The organism is Telluria sp. BA11, from assembly GCF_056680305.1.
This window is the reverse complement of record NZ_CM155275.1, coordinates 3,192,295-3,206,045: the sequence shown is the minus strand read 5'-3', so window position 1 is coordinate 3,206,045 and position 13,751 is coordinate 3,192,295. Positions and strand designations below refer to the sequence as shown.

Genomic DNA, 13,751 nt, shown 5'->3' with positions numbered 1-13,751 from the left:
CCGAATGTCAGACCTGACCCCGATTGTGGGTTACAGTGATGCTGCTGCCCGGCGCGGCGTGATGTGAGGAAGGCAGCGGCCAGGCTCCCCTGGTGGACATGGCCGCTGCAGGGTCTTTACATCGGCAGTTCCGTACCGCGGTAGCCGATCGCGCCTTCGCCGCTGTAGGTCATGCCGCCATGCAGGTTGTTACCCTGGTTGCCGGACGTGACATTGAGCGCCACGCTGTGCTGGCCGGCGCGGCAGCCGATCAGCCAGATACCGCCCGGATGCCATGCGGACGACGTGTCGCCCCACTGGTTTTCGACCTGGTAGTTGTTGCCGGCGACCGCTGTGGCGCGCACGCGGATGGGGCCTTCGCCCGCATACGTCATGGTGCCGGTCAGGGTCTTGCCGCCATCGGTCGACGTCAGGTCGACCGCGAGCACGGCCTGGTCGCGGCAACCGAGCACCGAGATGCCGCCCTGGTGCCAGGGCGCGAACCCGCCGCCCCACTGGTTTTCGACAGCGTACACGGCACCATCGCTCGCCTGGCTCTGGAAGCCGATCGGGCCTTCGCCGCTGTAGGTCATCGTCCCCTTCAGCGTGGCACCGTTGTCGCCCGATTCGACATGGATGGCGACCACGCTCTGGCCAGGACGGCAGCCGATGACCCAGGTCCCGCCCGGATGCCATGGCGCCGACGAGCCGCCCCATTGGTTTTCGACGATGTACGTGTTGCTCTGGGTCAGAGTGGCGCGAAAGCCGATCGCGCCTTCACCTGCGTATTTCATTTGTCCGGTGAGCGTCTTGCCGTTGTCGCTCGAAATGAGATCGAGCGCCACCACGTGCTGGCCGGGCCGTGCGCCAATGATCCACATGCCGCCTTCATGCCACTGCGCGGAGGTCCCGCCCCACTGGTTCTGCACATGGTGCAGATTGTTCGTGGCCTTGCTTGTTTTGGACATGCCTGACTCCTTCTTGACTGCGCAGCAGAACGGCGCTGCCCCGATGATGCGCAGGCCGGCTGCGCCTGACGATCCTGTCGATGGTGTAGTTTTGAAGTGGATAAACAACCTGAGAGAACTTTATTTTGCGCTAGTCAGCTGCCCGAATTGCTATCAGACGAGCAAGTTTTCTGAAACCGGAATAATCCTACGGATGTGCTTCCCTGTTTCCCAAAAGTGCACCCTGTGGGCATGACGCCGCGCCCGGACTGATGGACCGGATTTCAAATCAAATGTCATTTAGAATATGTTGATGGAATACCCTCTCAGCGCCCCGATTGCCAACTTCACGGACTTGCTGCTCGACGCCGTCTGCATGGTCGACGCCGGCGGCCGGTTCGTCTACGTCAGTGCCGCCTGTGTCAACATTTTCGGCTATACGCAGCAGGAAATGATTGGCATGACCATGATCGACCTGGTCGCACCGGCCGACCGCGCGCGTACGCTCGCTGTGGCGCAAGAGGTCATGAATGGCCAGGTCCATACCAATTTTGAAAACCGTTATGTGCGCAAGAATGGCGACATCGTGCATATCATGTGGTCGGCGCGCTGGTCCGAGGCCGACCAGCTGCGCGTGGCCGTTGCGCGCGACGTGACCGCCCTCAAGAAGGCGCAGGCGATGCAGTCGGTGCTGTACGCGATTTCAGAAGCGGCCCACGCAAGCGATGACCTGGCAGACCTGTTCGAGCGCAGCCACGCCATTGTTCACGAGCTCCTGCCAGCCTGCTGCTTTGCGGTCGCCTTGTGCGACACGACCGGCCAGGACATTGCCTTCGCCTACCTCGTGGACGACGGCGCCCCGTGTGACGCAGCGCTGATGCCGCTGCTGTGCGAGACAGTGGCGCAGTGTGCTGCGCCACTGCTGCTCGCCCCCGATGCCCAGGATGGTCTGCCGGCGCCATTGCAGGCCGCAGCGGCAACCCTGGCAGGCGGCGCACTGGCCGTGCCAATGACCACGCCCGACGGCGTCGTCGGCGTCATCGCGTTGCGCAATGGCCCGGATGATGCGCCATACCGGACGCAGGACCGCGATTTACTGGTATTCGTGGCCGATCAGCTCGCCGCGGCCATCGGCCGCAAGCAACTCCATGCGCAACTGCGTTTCATGGCCCTGCATGACGAGCTGACCCGCCTGCCCAACCGGCGCCTGTTCCACGACCGCCTCGACACCGCGCTCGCGCATGCCCGGCGCCAGCAGGAGCGCCTGTCGCTGCTGTTCATTGACTTGAACCGCTTCAAGCAGGTCAACGACAGCTTTGGTCACGCCTGTGGAGACCGCTTGTTGCAGGAGGTCGCGCGCCGTGTCTCGGCTTGCCTGCGCAACAGCGATACGCTGGCGCGCCTGGGCGGCGATGAATTCGTCGTCTTGTTGGAAGACATCGTGCTGGCGGCCGATGCAGGACTGGTCCTGGACAAGATTCACCTGGCGCTGGCGGCGCCGGTCGATCTGGGCGACGGGCACTGGCTGCAGATTTCCGTCAGCGTCGGTGTCGCACATTATCCCGAGCACGGCGGCAACCGTGAAGAACTCATCGCGCATGCGGACCAGGCGATGTATGCCGCCAAGGCGGTCGCAGCGCTTGCCGGATCAGGGGCGCATCAGCCGGCGTGATCGGCATCCCTGCGGCCCAGGCCTGGCGCCAGCCCCATGGCCATGCCACCGCCGCCACCGCCATCGGCATTGCCGCCACCATTGCCACCGCCCCGGTTACCGCCCGCCTCGCCCTTGCCACGCGCCGCGCCGCCCTGGGTGCGCGTCGGTCCCTGCAGCGGAATCAGTACATCGGCCGGCATCGGCCCCAGGTCCAGCGCGCTGCGGATGAAGCCGCGCAGGCTGATCACCAGATCCGCCGTGTGGATCGGCCGGCCGGCGGCCATGTCGGCCGCAGCCTGCCCCGCCAGCCGGCAATGCTCCTCGGTGCCCAGCAGCAGGATGTCCGCCAGCGCGGCCTCGACGGCGTCGCGCATGCGGCGTGACCGTTCGGAGCTGAAGGTTTCCTCAGCCACTGCCATGTCGCCCTCCCCGGCCCGGGCGCGCTCATGCAGGTCGCGCAAATGGGTCGGGTCGACCGTCAGCTGGCCCGTGAACGAGCCGCCCAGCGTGCGGTAGGCTGCGATCAGCGTCTTGAGCCGCTCGTTGATCTGGCGGTTCATGCGCTCGCGCCGCTGCTGGATCGTCTGCATGATGATGAGGCGAATGCCCACACCCAGCAAGGTGATGACGGCAAGTCCGATGATGGTCGTCATCGCACCTTGCCACGAACTGAAATCCATGGAACGCATGCTTGCCTCGACAAAGTCTGGAGAATGCCAGTGTACCGAGTCGGCGTTCTTCACACGCCGGTCAGCAGTGCGTGTGTGAGACTATCGTCTGGTGACATAACCGCTTTCCGGGAGATGAACGATGACGATCAAGCATGTATTCATTGTCGGCGTCGCAAAATGCGGCACCACGGCGCTGTCGGAATGGATGGTCGTCAACGGCCTGGCCGAAGACCGCGTGCCGGGCGAGAAAGAACCGTATCTGTATGCGAACGACGAGCCACATGCGGCGCGTTCGCGCAGTGCCAGTTTGCCGCTGCTCGACGCCAGCGCCGGTTATGCCTTCGATCCGGCCACCGTGCAGCGCTTGCCGCAGCACGACACGCGCCTGGTCGTGTGCCTGCGCAATGGGTTTGAGCGGATGTGGAGCTTCTACAAGATGTTCAAGCTCGACTCGCTGGGCGGGGACCAGGCACGGGACTATTTTTCATCGTATCAATCCGAACACAGCGGGACAGGCCGCGCGCCGCGTGAGACCAGCACGTTTTCGGCCACCGTGATCCATATCTGCCAGGCCTACTTTCCAAGGCGTTTGCACCTGATCGTCGAAGGCTATGCGCGGCACGAACTGGAACATCTTCGCACGCATACCTTCATGCAGCGCATCGAGTACGAACTCGCGTTCTACCTGTCGCGTAAACAGTTTCCATTTTTTTCCATCCTCTCCAACAGCTTTTACTACACCCCGCTGCGCACGCTGCTGGAACGCTACCTGCCGTCCGACCTGTCCGTCATCTGCGTCAGCCGGCTTGACGATGCCGACGCGCGCCGCCGTTTCGTCGACGCCGTGTTCGAGAAATCGGTCGACACGCCGCCCGTGCCCGTCGTCTTCACCAGCAGCGAGATTGCCATCGATGAAGCACGGCCCGATTTCAACGACCAAGCGTTCGACACGCTGCGCGCCTGCCTGCGGTACGACCTGGTGCAGGCACGGGGCCTGATCGCCACGACACGCCTGGGCGACAGCCTGCTGGATAACGCAGAACTAGACCGTTACCTCGTGACCGGGTAATCGTGCAACCGCAGTAAAGTCTGAAGGATGCCAATACACCGATTGGCGTTCGCTACACGCTGGCCAGCAGTGGGGGTGTGAGACTATCGTCCTCGTGACACACGTGCTTCCTCAGGAATGGACAATGACAATCAAGAATGTATTCATTGCCGGCATGGCAAAGTGCGGCACCACCGCGCTATCGGAATGGATGGTCGTCAATGGCCTGGCCGAAGACCGCGTGCCCGGCGAAAAAGAACCGTATCTGTTTTCCAACGACGAGGCACACCCTGCGCGCCTGCGCAGCGGCGACTTGCCTTTACTTGATGCCAGCGTGGGGTACGCCACCGATCCGGCCGCCGTGCAGCGCCTGCCCGAACGCGACACCCGCCTCGTCTTGTGTCTTCGCAACCAGTTCGACCGGATGTGGAGCACCTACAAGATGTTCAAGATCGACCGCATGGATACCCCGCAGGTGCAGGATTATTTTCTGTCGTTCCAGGCGCAAGGCAGCAGCACGGGCCGCAGGCCCCGCGACTCGCACGACTTTTCGGATTTTTTGATCGATATCTGCCGAAAGCATTACCCGCGGCGCTCGCACCTGATCGTGGAAGGCTACGCGCGTCAGGAGCTGGAACATATTCGCACGCACACCTTCATGCAGCGCCTCGAGTACGAGCTGGCGTTTTACCTGTCGCGCCGGCATTTCCCGTTTTTCTCGGCCCTTTCCAGCAGCTTTTATTACACACCGCTCAAGACGCTGCTGGCCAAATACCTGCCGTCCGATATCGCCGTCATCTCGGTGCATCAACTGGCCGATGCCGACGCGCGCCGCCGTTTCGTCGACGCCGTATTCGAGAAATCGGTCGACACGCCGCCCGTTCCCGTCGTCTTCACCAGCAGCGAGATTGCCATCGACGAAGCACGGCCCGATTTCAACGACCCCGCGTTCGACACCCTGCGCGCCTGCCTGCGGTACGACTTGGCCCAGGCACGCGGCCTGATCGCCACGACACGCCTGGGCGACAGCCTGCTGGATAACGCAGAACTGGACCGTTACCTCGCAGCCACGTAACTGCGCCGTTTGTCATACCCCTGTCATGACAGCATCCGATGATGGTGCACAGTGAGCACCGGCAGGGTTGGCATGCCGGTCCGGTCAACGGCATCGGGAGCGCTACACATGTACAACAGCGATAAACGGCTTCTCATTCTCGACGCGGACGGCACCACCATCGATGCATTTTCCGCGATCGCCATGGCCTTCAACCAGCACGGCTGCGTGCTCGGCGCCGAAACGGCATTCCAGAAACGGCACCACCTGCTCAAGTACGTGGGCGGCCTGAAGCAATTCCCGTCGATTATCAAGAAAAACCTGCGCAAGAACAGCCGCGCCAAACTGGTCGACACGCTGACCGACATCTACCGGCAAGAAGCCCGGCTGTATGACGGCATCCCCGACCTGATCCGCGAACTGATCGCCGCGCCCGGCATCACGGTGGGCATCGTCACGCGCAACATCACGATCGAGCCCCTGGAAACGCTGCGCCAGCTGTTCCTGCGCCACGATATCGATATCGGGGCACTGGATTTTCTGGAGCATATTCCGTTGAAGGACAAGAAGACGGCGTCGTTTCGCGCCGTGCGCGAGCGCTTCGGTGTCAATCCGGCGCGCGGCTATATCTGCGGCGATGAGCACAAGGATTTCACGGCGGCGGCCCATACCGGCATGCACCCGTTCATGGTGTCGTACGGGTTTGAAGACTACGATCGCCTGACCAACAAGTTCGCCATTCCACCGGAACTGATTTCGCGCACGTCGGGCGAGTTATGCGATCGCGTGCGCCATGCGCTGGACCTGGCTCAGGCGCCGTACCAGAACAGCACCGCGCTGGCGGCGCCGAACAGCCAGTAATCGATGGGCGCACCCAGCGCCCAGCGCTTGTGCCACGCCACGTGGACTTGCTTGAAGCGGCGCCAGCCGAAGGCCGGATTGATGACGAACCACAGATAATCCTCGACGATCCAGAACAGCATGATCGACGCCATGGTCGTCGCCTCGAGCTGCCACGACCACTGGCCCATGAAGAACAGCGGGAAGTGAAACACGAGGCCGATGAACGAAAACATCCACAGGTGGTAGCCGGTCAGCGCGCGCCCGCCCCAGAAGATGTCGAGCAGCAGATGCTCCTCGATGCGCCAGGTCGGCAGGTTCGCCGCCCAGCCGGCCTCGCCTTCGATTTCCACTTCCACGCGCGCGAACAGATACGCCAGCGCCAGCACGGCGCACACGGTCGCCACGAGCCTGGCGCCATCGGCTAATTCAAACATGGGCAACATCACTTTTGCGGGCGGCTTGCACCAGAACGGTTTCGACGACATGGCGCGCAGCCTGCGGGCGGCCAAGGGCGCGTGCACAGGCTGCCATTCCGGCCAGTTTTTCCGGGTGCGCCATCAGGTAGCGGATGCGGTAGTCGAGCGTGGCCAGGTCGACCGCCTTGAGCGCGGCGCCATGCTCGAGCAGATAATTGGCGTTGTGTTCTTCCTGGCCCGGGATCGGCGCGTTGACAATCATCGGCACGCCCATCGCAAGGCATTCGGCTGTGGTCGCGCCGCCCGGCTTGGTGATCACCAGGTCGGCGCACGCCATCAGGCGCTCGACGCGGTCCGTGTAGCCCTGCGGCGCCAGCCGGCCCGGGAAGCGCACGGCCAGGCGCTGCAGCGCGGCCAGTTCGGCGGCGTTCTTGCCGGCCAGCGCGATCAGCTGAAAATTACCTGGAATCGCCAGCAACTGCTGCGCCACGCGGTGCAAGCCGCCCAGGCCGGCGCCCCCGCCCATCAGAAGAAAGGTCGGCAGCGCCGGATTCAGGCCCAGTGCTCTGGCGCAGTCGGCGCGATCGTGGGTGAGCGAAAACGCCGGCATCGTGGGAATGCCGGCGACGTAGATGGCATGCGCGGCGACGCCCTGCTCGTGCATGCGAAACGCCACTTCGTCGTTGGCGGCAAAATAGCCGGTGACGTGCGGCTGCAGCCACATGCGGTGCAGGTCGAAATCGGTGACTTGTACCCACAGCGGGCACGTGATTTTTCCGGCGGCGATCTGCTGCGACAGTACTTCGGCCGGCTGGAAATGGGTGCAGATGATCGCGTCGGGTTGCAGCGCCGCGATTTCATCGGCCAGGGCGCGGCACGCATGCCGTTCGATCCGGCGCCGCAGTCGGCTGACCAGGCCATCCGGGCTGGCCGCATCGGTCCAGCGGTAGATGTAACGCCACAAGCCCGGCGCGCGGGTGATCAGGCGCAGATAGAAGTCGGTATAAACCTTGCGTAGCAGCGGCGTGGCAAACGCCATCGCATCCAGGTGGATGACGGTGGCGCCCGGGTGTTCGGCTGCGGCGCAGGCGCGGATGGCCTCGGCGACCCGGGTGTGGCCGGCGCCAGCCGGGACGCTGAGCAGGACGATGGTCTTGCCGGCCATGCTGCGCTGGAGTTCGCCCTCTTTCACGAGGGGCGCTTTCCGGCCTGCGCCAACGCTGCCATCCGGTCAGGCGAAGATTTCTGCTTCATGCACACTCCATCGCAACGTGATGCGACAGAGTGTGAAGGCCGATTATGACCCGGCCATGACGCCTATGCAGTTACACGACGCTGTTCCACGGCTTGGACAGACGCATCGCGCAATTGATCAGGCCAACCATCGAATACGTCTGCGGGAAATTGCCCCACATTTCGCCGGTGTCCGGATGTGTATCTTCCGACAGCAGGCCCAGGTGATTGCGCGCCGCCAGCATCGCCTCGAACACGGCGCGTGCTTCGTCCTCGCGGCCGATCCGCGCCAGCGCATCGATGCGCCAGAACGTGCAGATATTGAAGGCCGTTTCGGGCTTGCCGAAATCGTCCGGCGCTTCGTAACGGCGCATGTACGGGCCGTCGCACAGCGATTTTTCCAGCGCGTCGACCGTGGCGACGAAGCGCGGATCCATCGGATCGATGAAGTTGATCTCGGCCATCAGGAGCACGCTGGCATCGAGGTCGCGTCCACCCAGGCTTTCGGCAAACGCCTGGCGCTCTTCGCTCCACGCTTCGGTCAACAGGCGATTGCGGATAATTTCCGCGCGCTCGCCCCAGAACGTGGCGCGCTCGGGCAAGTTCAGTTCTTCGGCGATCTTGGCCAGGCGGTCGCACGCCGCCCAGTTCATCAGCACCGACGAGGTGTGGACGCGGGCGCGCGTGCGCAGCTCCCACATGCCCGCGTCCGGCTCGTCGTACAGGCGGAATGCCTGTTCACCCACGGCTTCGAGTTGCACGAACTCGGCATGCCCCGCACGGCGGAACAGGCGGTGATCAAAGAATGCCTGCGCCGCGCCGAGCACGATATTGCCGTACACGTCGTGCTGGAAGTGCTCCTGCGCCTGGTTGCCCACGCGCACCGGCCCGTTGTTGCGGTAGCCGGGCAAGTGCTCGATGATCGATTCGGGCAGTTCTTCTTCGAGCCCGATGCCGTACAGCGGCTGGATATGCCCGCCCTTGGCGCGCGCCACGACATTGCTCAGCCAGCGCAGATAGTCTTCCATCGTGCCGACTTCCGACAGGCTGTTCAGCGCCCGGATCACGAAGAACGCGTCGCGCAGCCAGCAGTAGCGGTAGTCCCAGTTGCGCTCGCTTCCCGGTGCTTCCGGGATGCTGGTCGTCATCGCGGCGATGATCGCGCCGGTGTCTTCGTATAGCGACAGCTTCAGCGTGATCGCGGCGCGGATGACCACGTCCTGCCACTCGAGCGGCAGCGCCAGGCGGCGCGACCACGTGCGCCAGTACGAAATCGTCTCGAGCTCGAAGCGGTGCGCGGTGTCCTTGATGCCGTCGGCCAGCGTTTCGTCTGGTCCGAGCATGAAGTTCAGCGGCCGGTCGAGCAGGAAGAACGATTCGGACATCACATAATTGAGCGACGCGTCGGTGTTCAGGCGCAGCGTCTGGTCAGGACCGACGTAGCGGATGTGGTGGCTGCCCTGCGTGATCTCGGGCTTCTTGGCGCCATACTGGAAACGGGGCCGCATGATCACGCGCACGCGCACGCCACTGCCCAGCGGACGCACGCGGCGCACCAGCATCAGGGGGCGGAACATGCGGTCGCGGCTCAAAAAGCGCGGCGCGAAGTCGGTGATCTCGATGCCATTGCCGCCGCTGTCGAACAGGCGCGTGCGCAGCACCGCCGTGTTCGGCTCATACACCTGCTCGCTGCGGGCGAAGTCTTCCAGCTCGACGCTCCACAGGCTGCCCTTCTCGCTCGGATCGAGCAAGGCATTGAAGACCGGGTCGCCATCAAAGCGCGGCAGGCAGCACCAGACCATCCGGCCCATGCGGTCGACCAGGGCGCTGAAGGCGCAATTGCCGATCACGCCGCAATCGAGCGAACCGGTGGGATCGATGGTGCCCCGTGCTTCGAGGACGTTCGGTAGTGCTGTACTCATTGTCGACTCGTGGGAATCATCATTCATGGGGTATGTCCTTTCCAATGGTTGGCGCGGCGGCCGCTTGCGACAGTACGATGCGCAATTGTTCCGCCGACGCGATGCGGCACTGGGCCACGGTGGGGCCCGGGCCGACCTTCAGGCCGATCCCGCCAATACTTTGTACTTGTGCAAAACCTGCTTCGTCGGTCGTGTCGTCGCCGATGAACAGGGGCCGGTAACCGGCGAACGGCGCGTCGGCCAGGAAGTCGCGGATCGCCGTGCCCTTGCTGACGGCGTTCGACTTGACCTCGACGATCATCTTGCCTTCCATGAGCAACAGGCCCGGGCTGGCCTCCACCGCCACGCGCATCGCGTCGGTGCACAGCGCCTGCAGCTCGGGCGCCTGGCGGAAATGCAGCGCCAGCGCGCCGTGCTTTTCTTCGACCCAGAGGTCGGGATGGCGCGCCGCTAGCCCCTGCGCAGCCTGGCGCACCAGGGCGAAGTCGGGCGGCGTCAGGCGGCGCACGACGCCATCGACGCCGCGTCGCTCCATGCCATGCACGCCGGCCGCAGGGAACGTCAGCGGCGCCAGCAGCTTGTCGAGCTCGTTGATGGGGCGACCGGACACGAGGGCCAGCCGCCCTTGCAGGCGTGCCTGCAGCAGCGGCAGCGCAGCGCGCAGCATGTCGGTGACGATTACCTGGTCGGGCAGCGGCGCGATATCCACCAGCGTGCCGTCGAAGTCGAGAAACAGCGCGCAATCGGGCGCGGCCAGTAGATCCAGTGCTGCTTTGATGCTGTCGTTCATGCTTCCCCTTTTCTGACGCGGTCCTGGCTGAGCGAGACGATGCGCGACTTGACGCGCTCGCGCTGGCGCAGGCGCGCTGCATCCTGCAGCATGCGCCCGGCCCAGCGATACACGTTGAAGTCGCGCACCCGGCGGCGCATGCTGCGCATCCGTTCGCGCTGCTCGTCGCGCGGCATGCGCAGCGCCTGGTACAGCGCTTCGGCGCCTTCTTCGATGTGATACGGATTGACGATCAGCGCTTCGTGCAGCTCGCGCGCTGCGCCGGTGAACTGGCTCAGGATCAGTGCGCCGCCTTCATCGTCGCGGGCAGCGATGAATTCCTTGGCCACCAGGTTCATGCCGTCGTGCAGACTGGTCACGCTGCAGACGTCCGACGCGCGGAAGTACGTGCGCAACTGGCGCTGTTCGTGGTGCTCGGTTTTCAGCACGATCGGCAGGTAGGTGCCGCTGGCGTAGCGGTCATTGATCCGCTGGGCCAGGCCGCGCACGCGCGTTTCCAGGTTCTGGTATTCGTCGAGGGACGAGCGGGTGGGCGCGGCGATCTGCACGAACGTGAATTTGCCGATCATTTCGGGATACAGCTCGAACATGCGCTCGACCGCTTCGAAGCGCTCGACGATGCCCTTGGTGTAGTCGAGGCGGTCGACGCCAATGCCCAGCAACTGGTCGGCCGGCAGCGACAGCGCCTGGCGGATTTCGGCGCGGCAGGCGGCGATATCGGGTTCGCCCGGGATCTCGTCAGGCCAGGCGATGGAAATCGGGTACGGCTTGACCTGCGTGAGCTGGTTGCCGTAGCTGACGGTCGAGGCTTCGTCCTCGATGCGGGTTTCCAGGTAGCGATCGACCGTGTCGAGGAAATTCTTGCGGTGGAACGGCGTGTGGAAGCCCAGGATCGTGCTGCCCAGCATGCCGTCGAGGATTTCTTCGCGCCATGGGCAGATGCCGAACGACTCCGGATTTGGCCATGGGATGTGCCAGAACGTGATGATGGTTGCCTTTGGCAGCACTGCGCGCACCATGCGCGGCAGCAGCGCGAAGTGATAATCCTGTACCAGCACGACCGGGTTGTCGGAACGCGCTTCGGCAATCACGGCGTCGGCAAAGCGCTGGTTCACGCGCACGTACTCGGCCCAGTCGGTCGAGCGGAACACGGGGCGCACGTGGGCGATATGGCACAGCGGCCACAGGCCTTCGTTGGCAAAGCCGTAGTAATAGCCCTGCTCTTCTTCTTTCGACAGCCAGACGCGGCGCAGCGTATAGCTCGGGTTATCGGGCGGGACCGGCACGTGGTCGTTGGCGTCGACCGTCTCGCGGTCGGCCGAACCGGCGCCGTGCGCGATCCAGGTACCGGAGCAGGCGCGCATCACGGCTTCCACCGCCGTGACCAGGCCGCTGGCCGGACGCTGCACTTTCACACCATTAGGTGTGGCCACGTGGATGTAGGGTTCGCGGTTCGACACCACGAGGATCTGGTCGCCGGCCAGGTCCTGGTTCAGCAGCAGCTTGAGCGTTTCCGGACTCCAGGTCGTTGACTCGACCGGACTGGCGGCCAGCTCGCGCTGGTAATCATTGAGCATGGCGCGAAACTCGCTGGCCAGCGGCGCCATGTCGCCTTCGACCGGCGCCGCCGGGGCCGCGTCGCGGCGTGGCGAGCGCGGCAACAGTTCGCCGCGCAGCATTTCACGCATGCCAGCCACCCAGCCATGCCAGCTCAGGTGAGCGATGATCACGGTGATCATGGAAATCGCGCCGGCCATCAGCACGAACAGGCCAAGGATGTATTTCTTGGTATCGGCGCTGCGGCGCTCGATGAAGCTCATGTCCTGCACCAGCACCAGGCGGCCGGCAGACACGCCATCCTGCATCAGTTCGCGCGTGGAGACGTGGACCGGGCCCTCTGCCAGGCGCACGACCGGGTTGGACGTCGCGCCATCCTCTTCGCTGCTGATCTGCCCCTCACGGCAACCGAGCGTGGCCGGATAGGTCGAGGTCTTGTACAGCAGGATCCCGTCGGTCGAGCACAGGGCCAGCGCATACAGGCGCTCGTCCTGGATCGCGCGCTCGAATGCGTCGTTGATGCGTTCACCGGTACCGTCCTCGAGATACGTCAGCAACGGTTGTTGCAGCGTGCTCGATACCAGGCGCGACCGTGTGTCCAGGTCACGCACGAACCAGCGCTGGGTGAGGTTTTCCATCCACGGAATGGCAAAGTACCCGAATAGCGCCAGCACAAGGGCAAGGGGAACGATGAACCGCAGGGACAATTGAATGGATCTGAAGCGCATGGAGCTCTTTCAATGGGACGAAGACGCCGACCGATTGATTATAGCTATCTAAAAATTATCTTGTCGCTATGGCATGCAACGGTGTCGAACGGGGCCGGATTGGCTGGCAAAAGTCCACCTGTGTATCGTGGTCGTCATGGTCCGCTACCACCTTACGCCCTGACCCGATATGCCGGCTTGCGTGACGCGCTGAACGCGGAATTAACCCCGCACGCGTCTCATGACAAACTCGGCGCGTGGCCTGGCGTGTCGCTCCAGGCGGTAAGTGAGCACAGCGCCGTCTTCACTGACGGTCACCGTCCACAAATTGGTGTCGGCACCGGGAACCAGTCGGGCCGTATAAGCGTCTGCCAAAAATGCCTGTGAGCGCGCAGTGCCGCCGGGCTGCGCCATGCCGCCGTACATCGTTACCCTGTCTGGCGTGCCGTCAGCATGACGATGGTCATGGCGCAATTCCAGCCCTGCTGCCGGGCGCGTGAAAATCCACGTGCGCGAGCGATCTTCGCCAACTTTGACCGGCATGCGCACCTCGGCCGGGTTGCAGATGACTTCCGTCGAGATGGTCTTGTTGGCAAACTCGTTGTCCGGATCGACCGCATAGGTCTGGCCGCCCTCGAAGCGCTGCCCGCACATGGTTCTGAGTGTGGCCATGAAGCTGTCGCCGCCAGAGGGCACCGGAACAGCAGCACAACCAGCCAGCAGGCAGGTGAGCGTCAATGAAGAAAAAAGAAGATGCATCGTGGTCCCGCTCCAGAAAAATCACTGTAAGCACAGCATGCCGCGACGCTGCCAGATCATCAACAAAACCTACTCAATGGCAACAAAATAGCGTCACGCCGTAAATTGAAAAATAAAGTGTCGTTATTTATGTGACAAGCGTATGAAATTTGTCGGAAAATCTTACAATTA

The 13,751-nt window shown here is 63.5% G+C and carries 12 protein-coding genes; 4 read left to right on the top strand and 8 right to left on the bottom strand.

What is annotated here, in order from left to right; translation table 11 throughout:
* Window positions 1-116: 116 nt before the first annotated feature.
* Window positions 117-947, bottom strand: coding sequence for a lectin OAA family protein (locus AC1MGT_RS14090; protein ID WP_499500697.1), 831 nt, complete (start codon window positions 945-947; stop codon window positions 117-119).
* Between the two features lie 292 nt (window positions 948-1,239).
* Here AC1MGT_RS14090 and AC1MGT_RS14085 point away from each other — a divergent pair, with 292 nt between their 5' ends.
* Window positions 1,240-2,598, top strand: a complete 1,359-nt coding sequence (locus AC1MGT_RS14085) for a diguanylate cyclase domain-containing protein (RefSeq protein WP_499500696.1) — start codon at window positions 1,240-1,242, stop codon at window positions 2,596-2,598.
* On the opposite strand, the gene AC1MGT_RS14080 is transcribed toward AC1MGT_RS14085, so the two are convergent.
* Complete coding sequence (locus AC1MGT_RS14080; RefSeq protein WP_499500694.1) at window positions 2,586-3,269, bottom strand: hypothetical protein; 684 nt, start codon at window positions 3,267-3,269, stop codon at window positions 2,586-2,588. The two genes, AC1MGT_RS14085 and AC1MGT_RS14080, sit on opposite strands and share 13 nt — an antisense overlap.
* Window positions 3,270-3,390: 121 nt before the next feature.
* Between AC1MGT_RS14080 and AC1MGT_RS14075 the strand changes: the two genes are divergently transcribed.
* From AC1MGT_RS14075 to AC1MGT_RS14065, 3 genes are all read left to right on the top strand, one after another.
* Window positions 3,391-4,320 (top strand): sulfotransferase family protein, encoded by a 930-nt coding sequence (locus AC1MGT_RS14075; RefSeq protein ID WP_499500692.1) that lies wholly within the window; start codon window positions 3,391-3,393, stop codon window positions 4,318-4,320.
* A 124-nt stretch (window positions 4,321-4,444) separates the two neighbouring features.
* A complete protein-coding gene (locus AC1MGT_RS14070; RefSeq protein ID WP_499500691.1) occupies window positions 4,445-5,374 on the top strand; it encodes a sulfotransferase family protein in 930 nt (309 codons plus the stop codon).
* Window positions 5,375-5,482: 108 nt separating this feature from the next.
* Window positions 5,483-6,214, top strand: a complete 732-nt coding sequence (locus tag AC1MGT_RS14065) for an HAD family hydrolase (RefSeq protein ID WP_499500690.1) — start codon at window positions 5,483-5,485, stop codon at window positions 6,212-6,214.
* Here the strand turns inward: AC1MGT_RS14065 and AC1MGT_RS14060 are convergent.
* From AC1MGT_RS14060 to AC1MGT_RS14035, 6 genes are all read right to left on the bottom strand, one after another.
* Window positions 6,163-6,630, bottom strand: coding sequence for a hypothetical protein (locus AC1MGT_RS14060; RefSeq protein ID WP_499500689.1), 468 nt, complete (start codon window positions 6,628-6,630; stop codon window positions 6,163-6,165). The two genes, AC1MGT_RS14065 and AC1MGT_RS14060, sit on opposite strands and share 52 nt — an antisense overlap.
* Window positions 6,623-7,777, bottom strand: a complete 1,155-nt coding sequence (locus AC1MGT_RS14055) for an MGDG synthase family glycosyltransferase (protein ID WP_499504289.1) — start codon at window positions 7,775-7,777, stop codon at window positions 6,623-6,625. Before AC1MGT_RS14055 ends, AC1MGT_RS14060 begins: the two co-directional genes overlap by 8 nt.
* A gap of 160 nt (window positions 7,778-7,937) precedes the next feature.
* The gene (locus AC1MGT_RS14050) at window positions 7,938-9,767 is read right to left on the bottom strand and encodes a glycoside hydrolase family 15 protein (protein ID WP_499500688.1); all 1,830 of its coding nucleotides are present in this window, start codon (window positions 9,765-9,767) and stop codon (window positions 7,938-7,940) included.
* 19 nt (window positions 9,768-9,786) lie between these two features.
* Window positions 9,787-10,557 carry a trehalose-phosphatase gene (otsB, locus tag AC1MGT_RS14045; protein WP_499500687.1) on the bottom strand — a complete coding sequence of 257 codons (771 nt, stop codon included), beginning with the start codon at window positions 10,555-10,557 and terminating at the stop codon, window positions 9,787-9,789.
* On the bottom strand, window positions 10,554-12,842 hold the full coding sequence (locus tag AC1MGT_RS14040; protein ID WP_499500686.1) for an alpha,alpha-trehalose-phosphate synthase (UDP-forming): 2,289 nt from the start codon (window positions 12,840-12,842) through the stop codon (window positions 10,554-10,556). The genes otsB and AC1MGT_RS14040 overlap by 4 nt, the downstream gene beginning before the upstream one ends.
* 201 nt (window positions 12,843-13,043) lie before the next feature.
* Window positions 13,044-13,580 (bottom strand): hypothetical protein, encoded by a 537-nt coding sequence (locus tag AC1MGT_RS14035; protein WP_499500685.1) that lies wholly within the window; start codon window positions 13,578-13,580, stop codon window positions 13,044-13,046.
* Window positions 13,581-13,751: the final 171 nt, after the last annotated feature.

Bases quoted from the DNA above. Each gene is read 5' to 3' on its own strand.
- AC1MGT_RS14075 (WP_499500692.1), top strand. From the start codon at position 3,391: ATGACGATCAAGCATGTATTCATTGTCGGCGTCGCAAAATGCGGCACC.
- AC1MGT_RS14065 (WP_499500690.1), top strand. From the start codon at position 5,483: ATGTACAACAGCGATAAACGGCTTCTCATTCTCGACGCGGACGGCACC.
- AC1MGT_RS14035 (WP_499500685.1), bottom strand. From the start codon at position 13,580: ATGCATCTTCTTTTTTCTTCATTGACGCTCACCTGCCTGCTGGCTGGT.
- AC1MGT_RS14080 (WP_499500694.1), bottom strand. From the start codon at position 3,269: ATGCGTTCCATGGATTTCAGTTCGTGGCAAGGTGCGATGACGACCATC.
- AC1MGT_RS14040 (WP_499500686.1), bottom strand. From the start codon at position 12,842: ATGCGCTTCAGATCCATTCAATTGTCCCTGCGGTTCATCGTTCCCCTT.
- AC1MGT_RS14050 (WP_499500688.1), bottom strand. From the start codon at position 9,767: ATGAGTACAGCACTACCGAACGTCCTCGAAGCACGGGGCACCATCGAT.
- AC1MGT_RS14090 (WP_499500697.1), bottom strand. From the start codon at position 947: ATGTCCAAAACAAGCAAGGCCACGAACAATCTGCACCATGTGCAGAAC.
- otsB (WP_499500687.1), bottom strand. From the start codon at position 10,557: ATGAACGACAGCATCAAAGCAGCACTGGATCTACTGGCCGCGCCCGAT.
- AC1MGT_RS14085 (WP_499500696.1), top strand. From the start codon at position 1,240: ATGGAATACCCTCTCAGCGCCCCGATTGCCAACTTCACGGACTTGCTG.
- AC1MGT_RS14070 (WP_499500691.1), top strand. From the start codon at position 4,445: ATGACAATCAAGAATGTATTCATTGCCGGCATGGCAAAGTGCGGCACC.
- AC1MGT_RS14055 (WP_499504289.1), bottom strand. From the start codon at position 7,777: ATGGCCGGCAAGACCATCGTCCTGCTCAGCGTCCCGGCTGGCGCCGGC.
- AC1MGT_RS14060 (WP_499500689.1), bottom strand. From the start codon at position 6,630: ATGTTTGAATTAGCCGATGGCGCCAGGCTCGTGGCGACCGTGTGCGCC.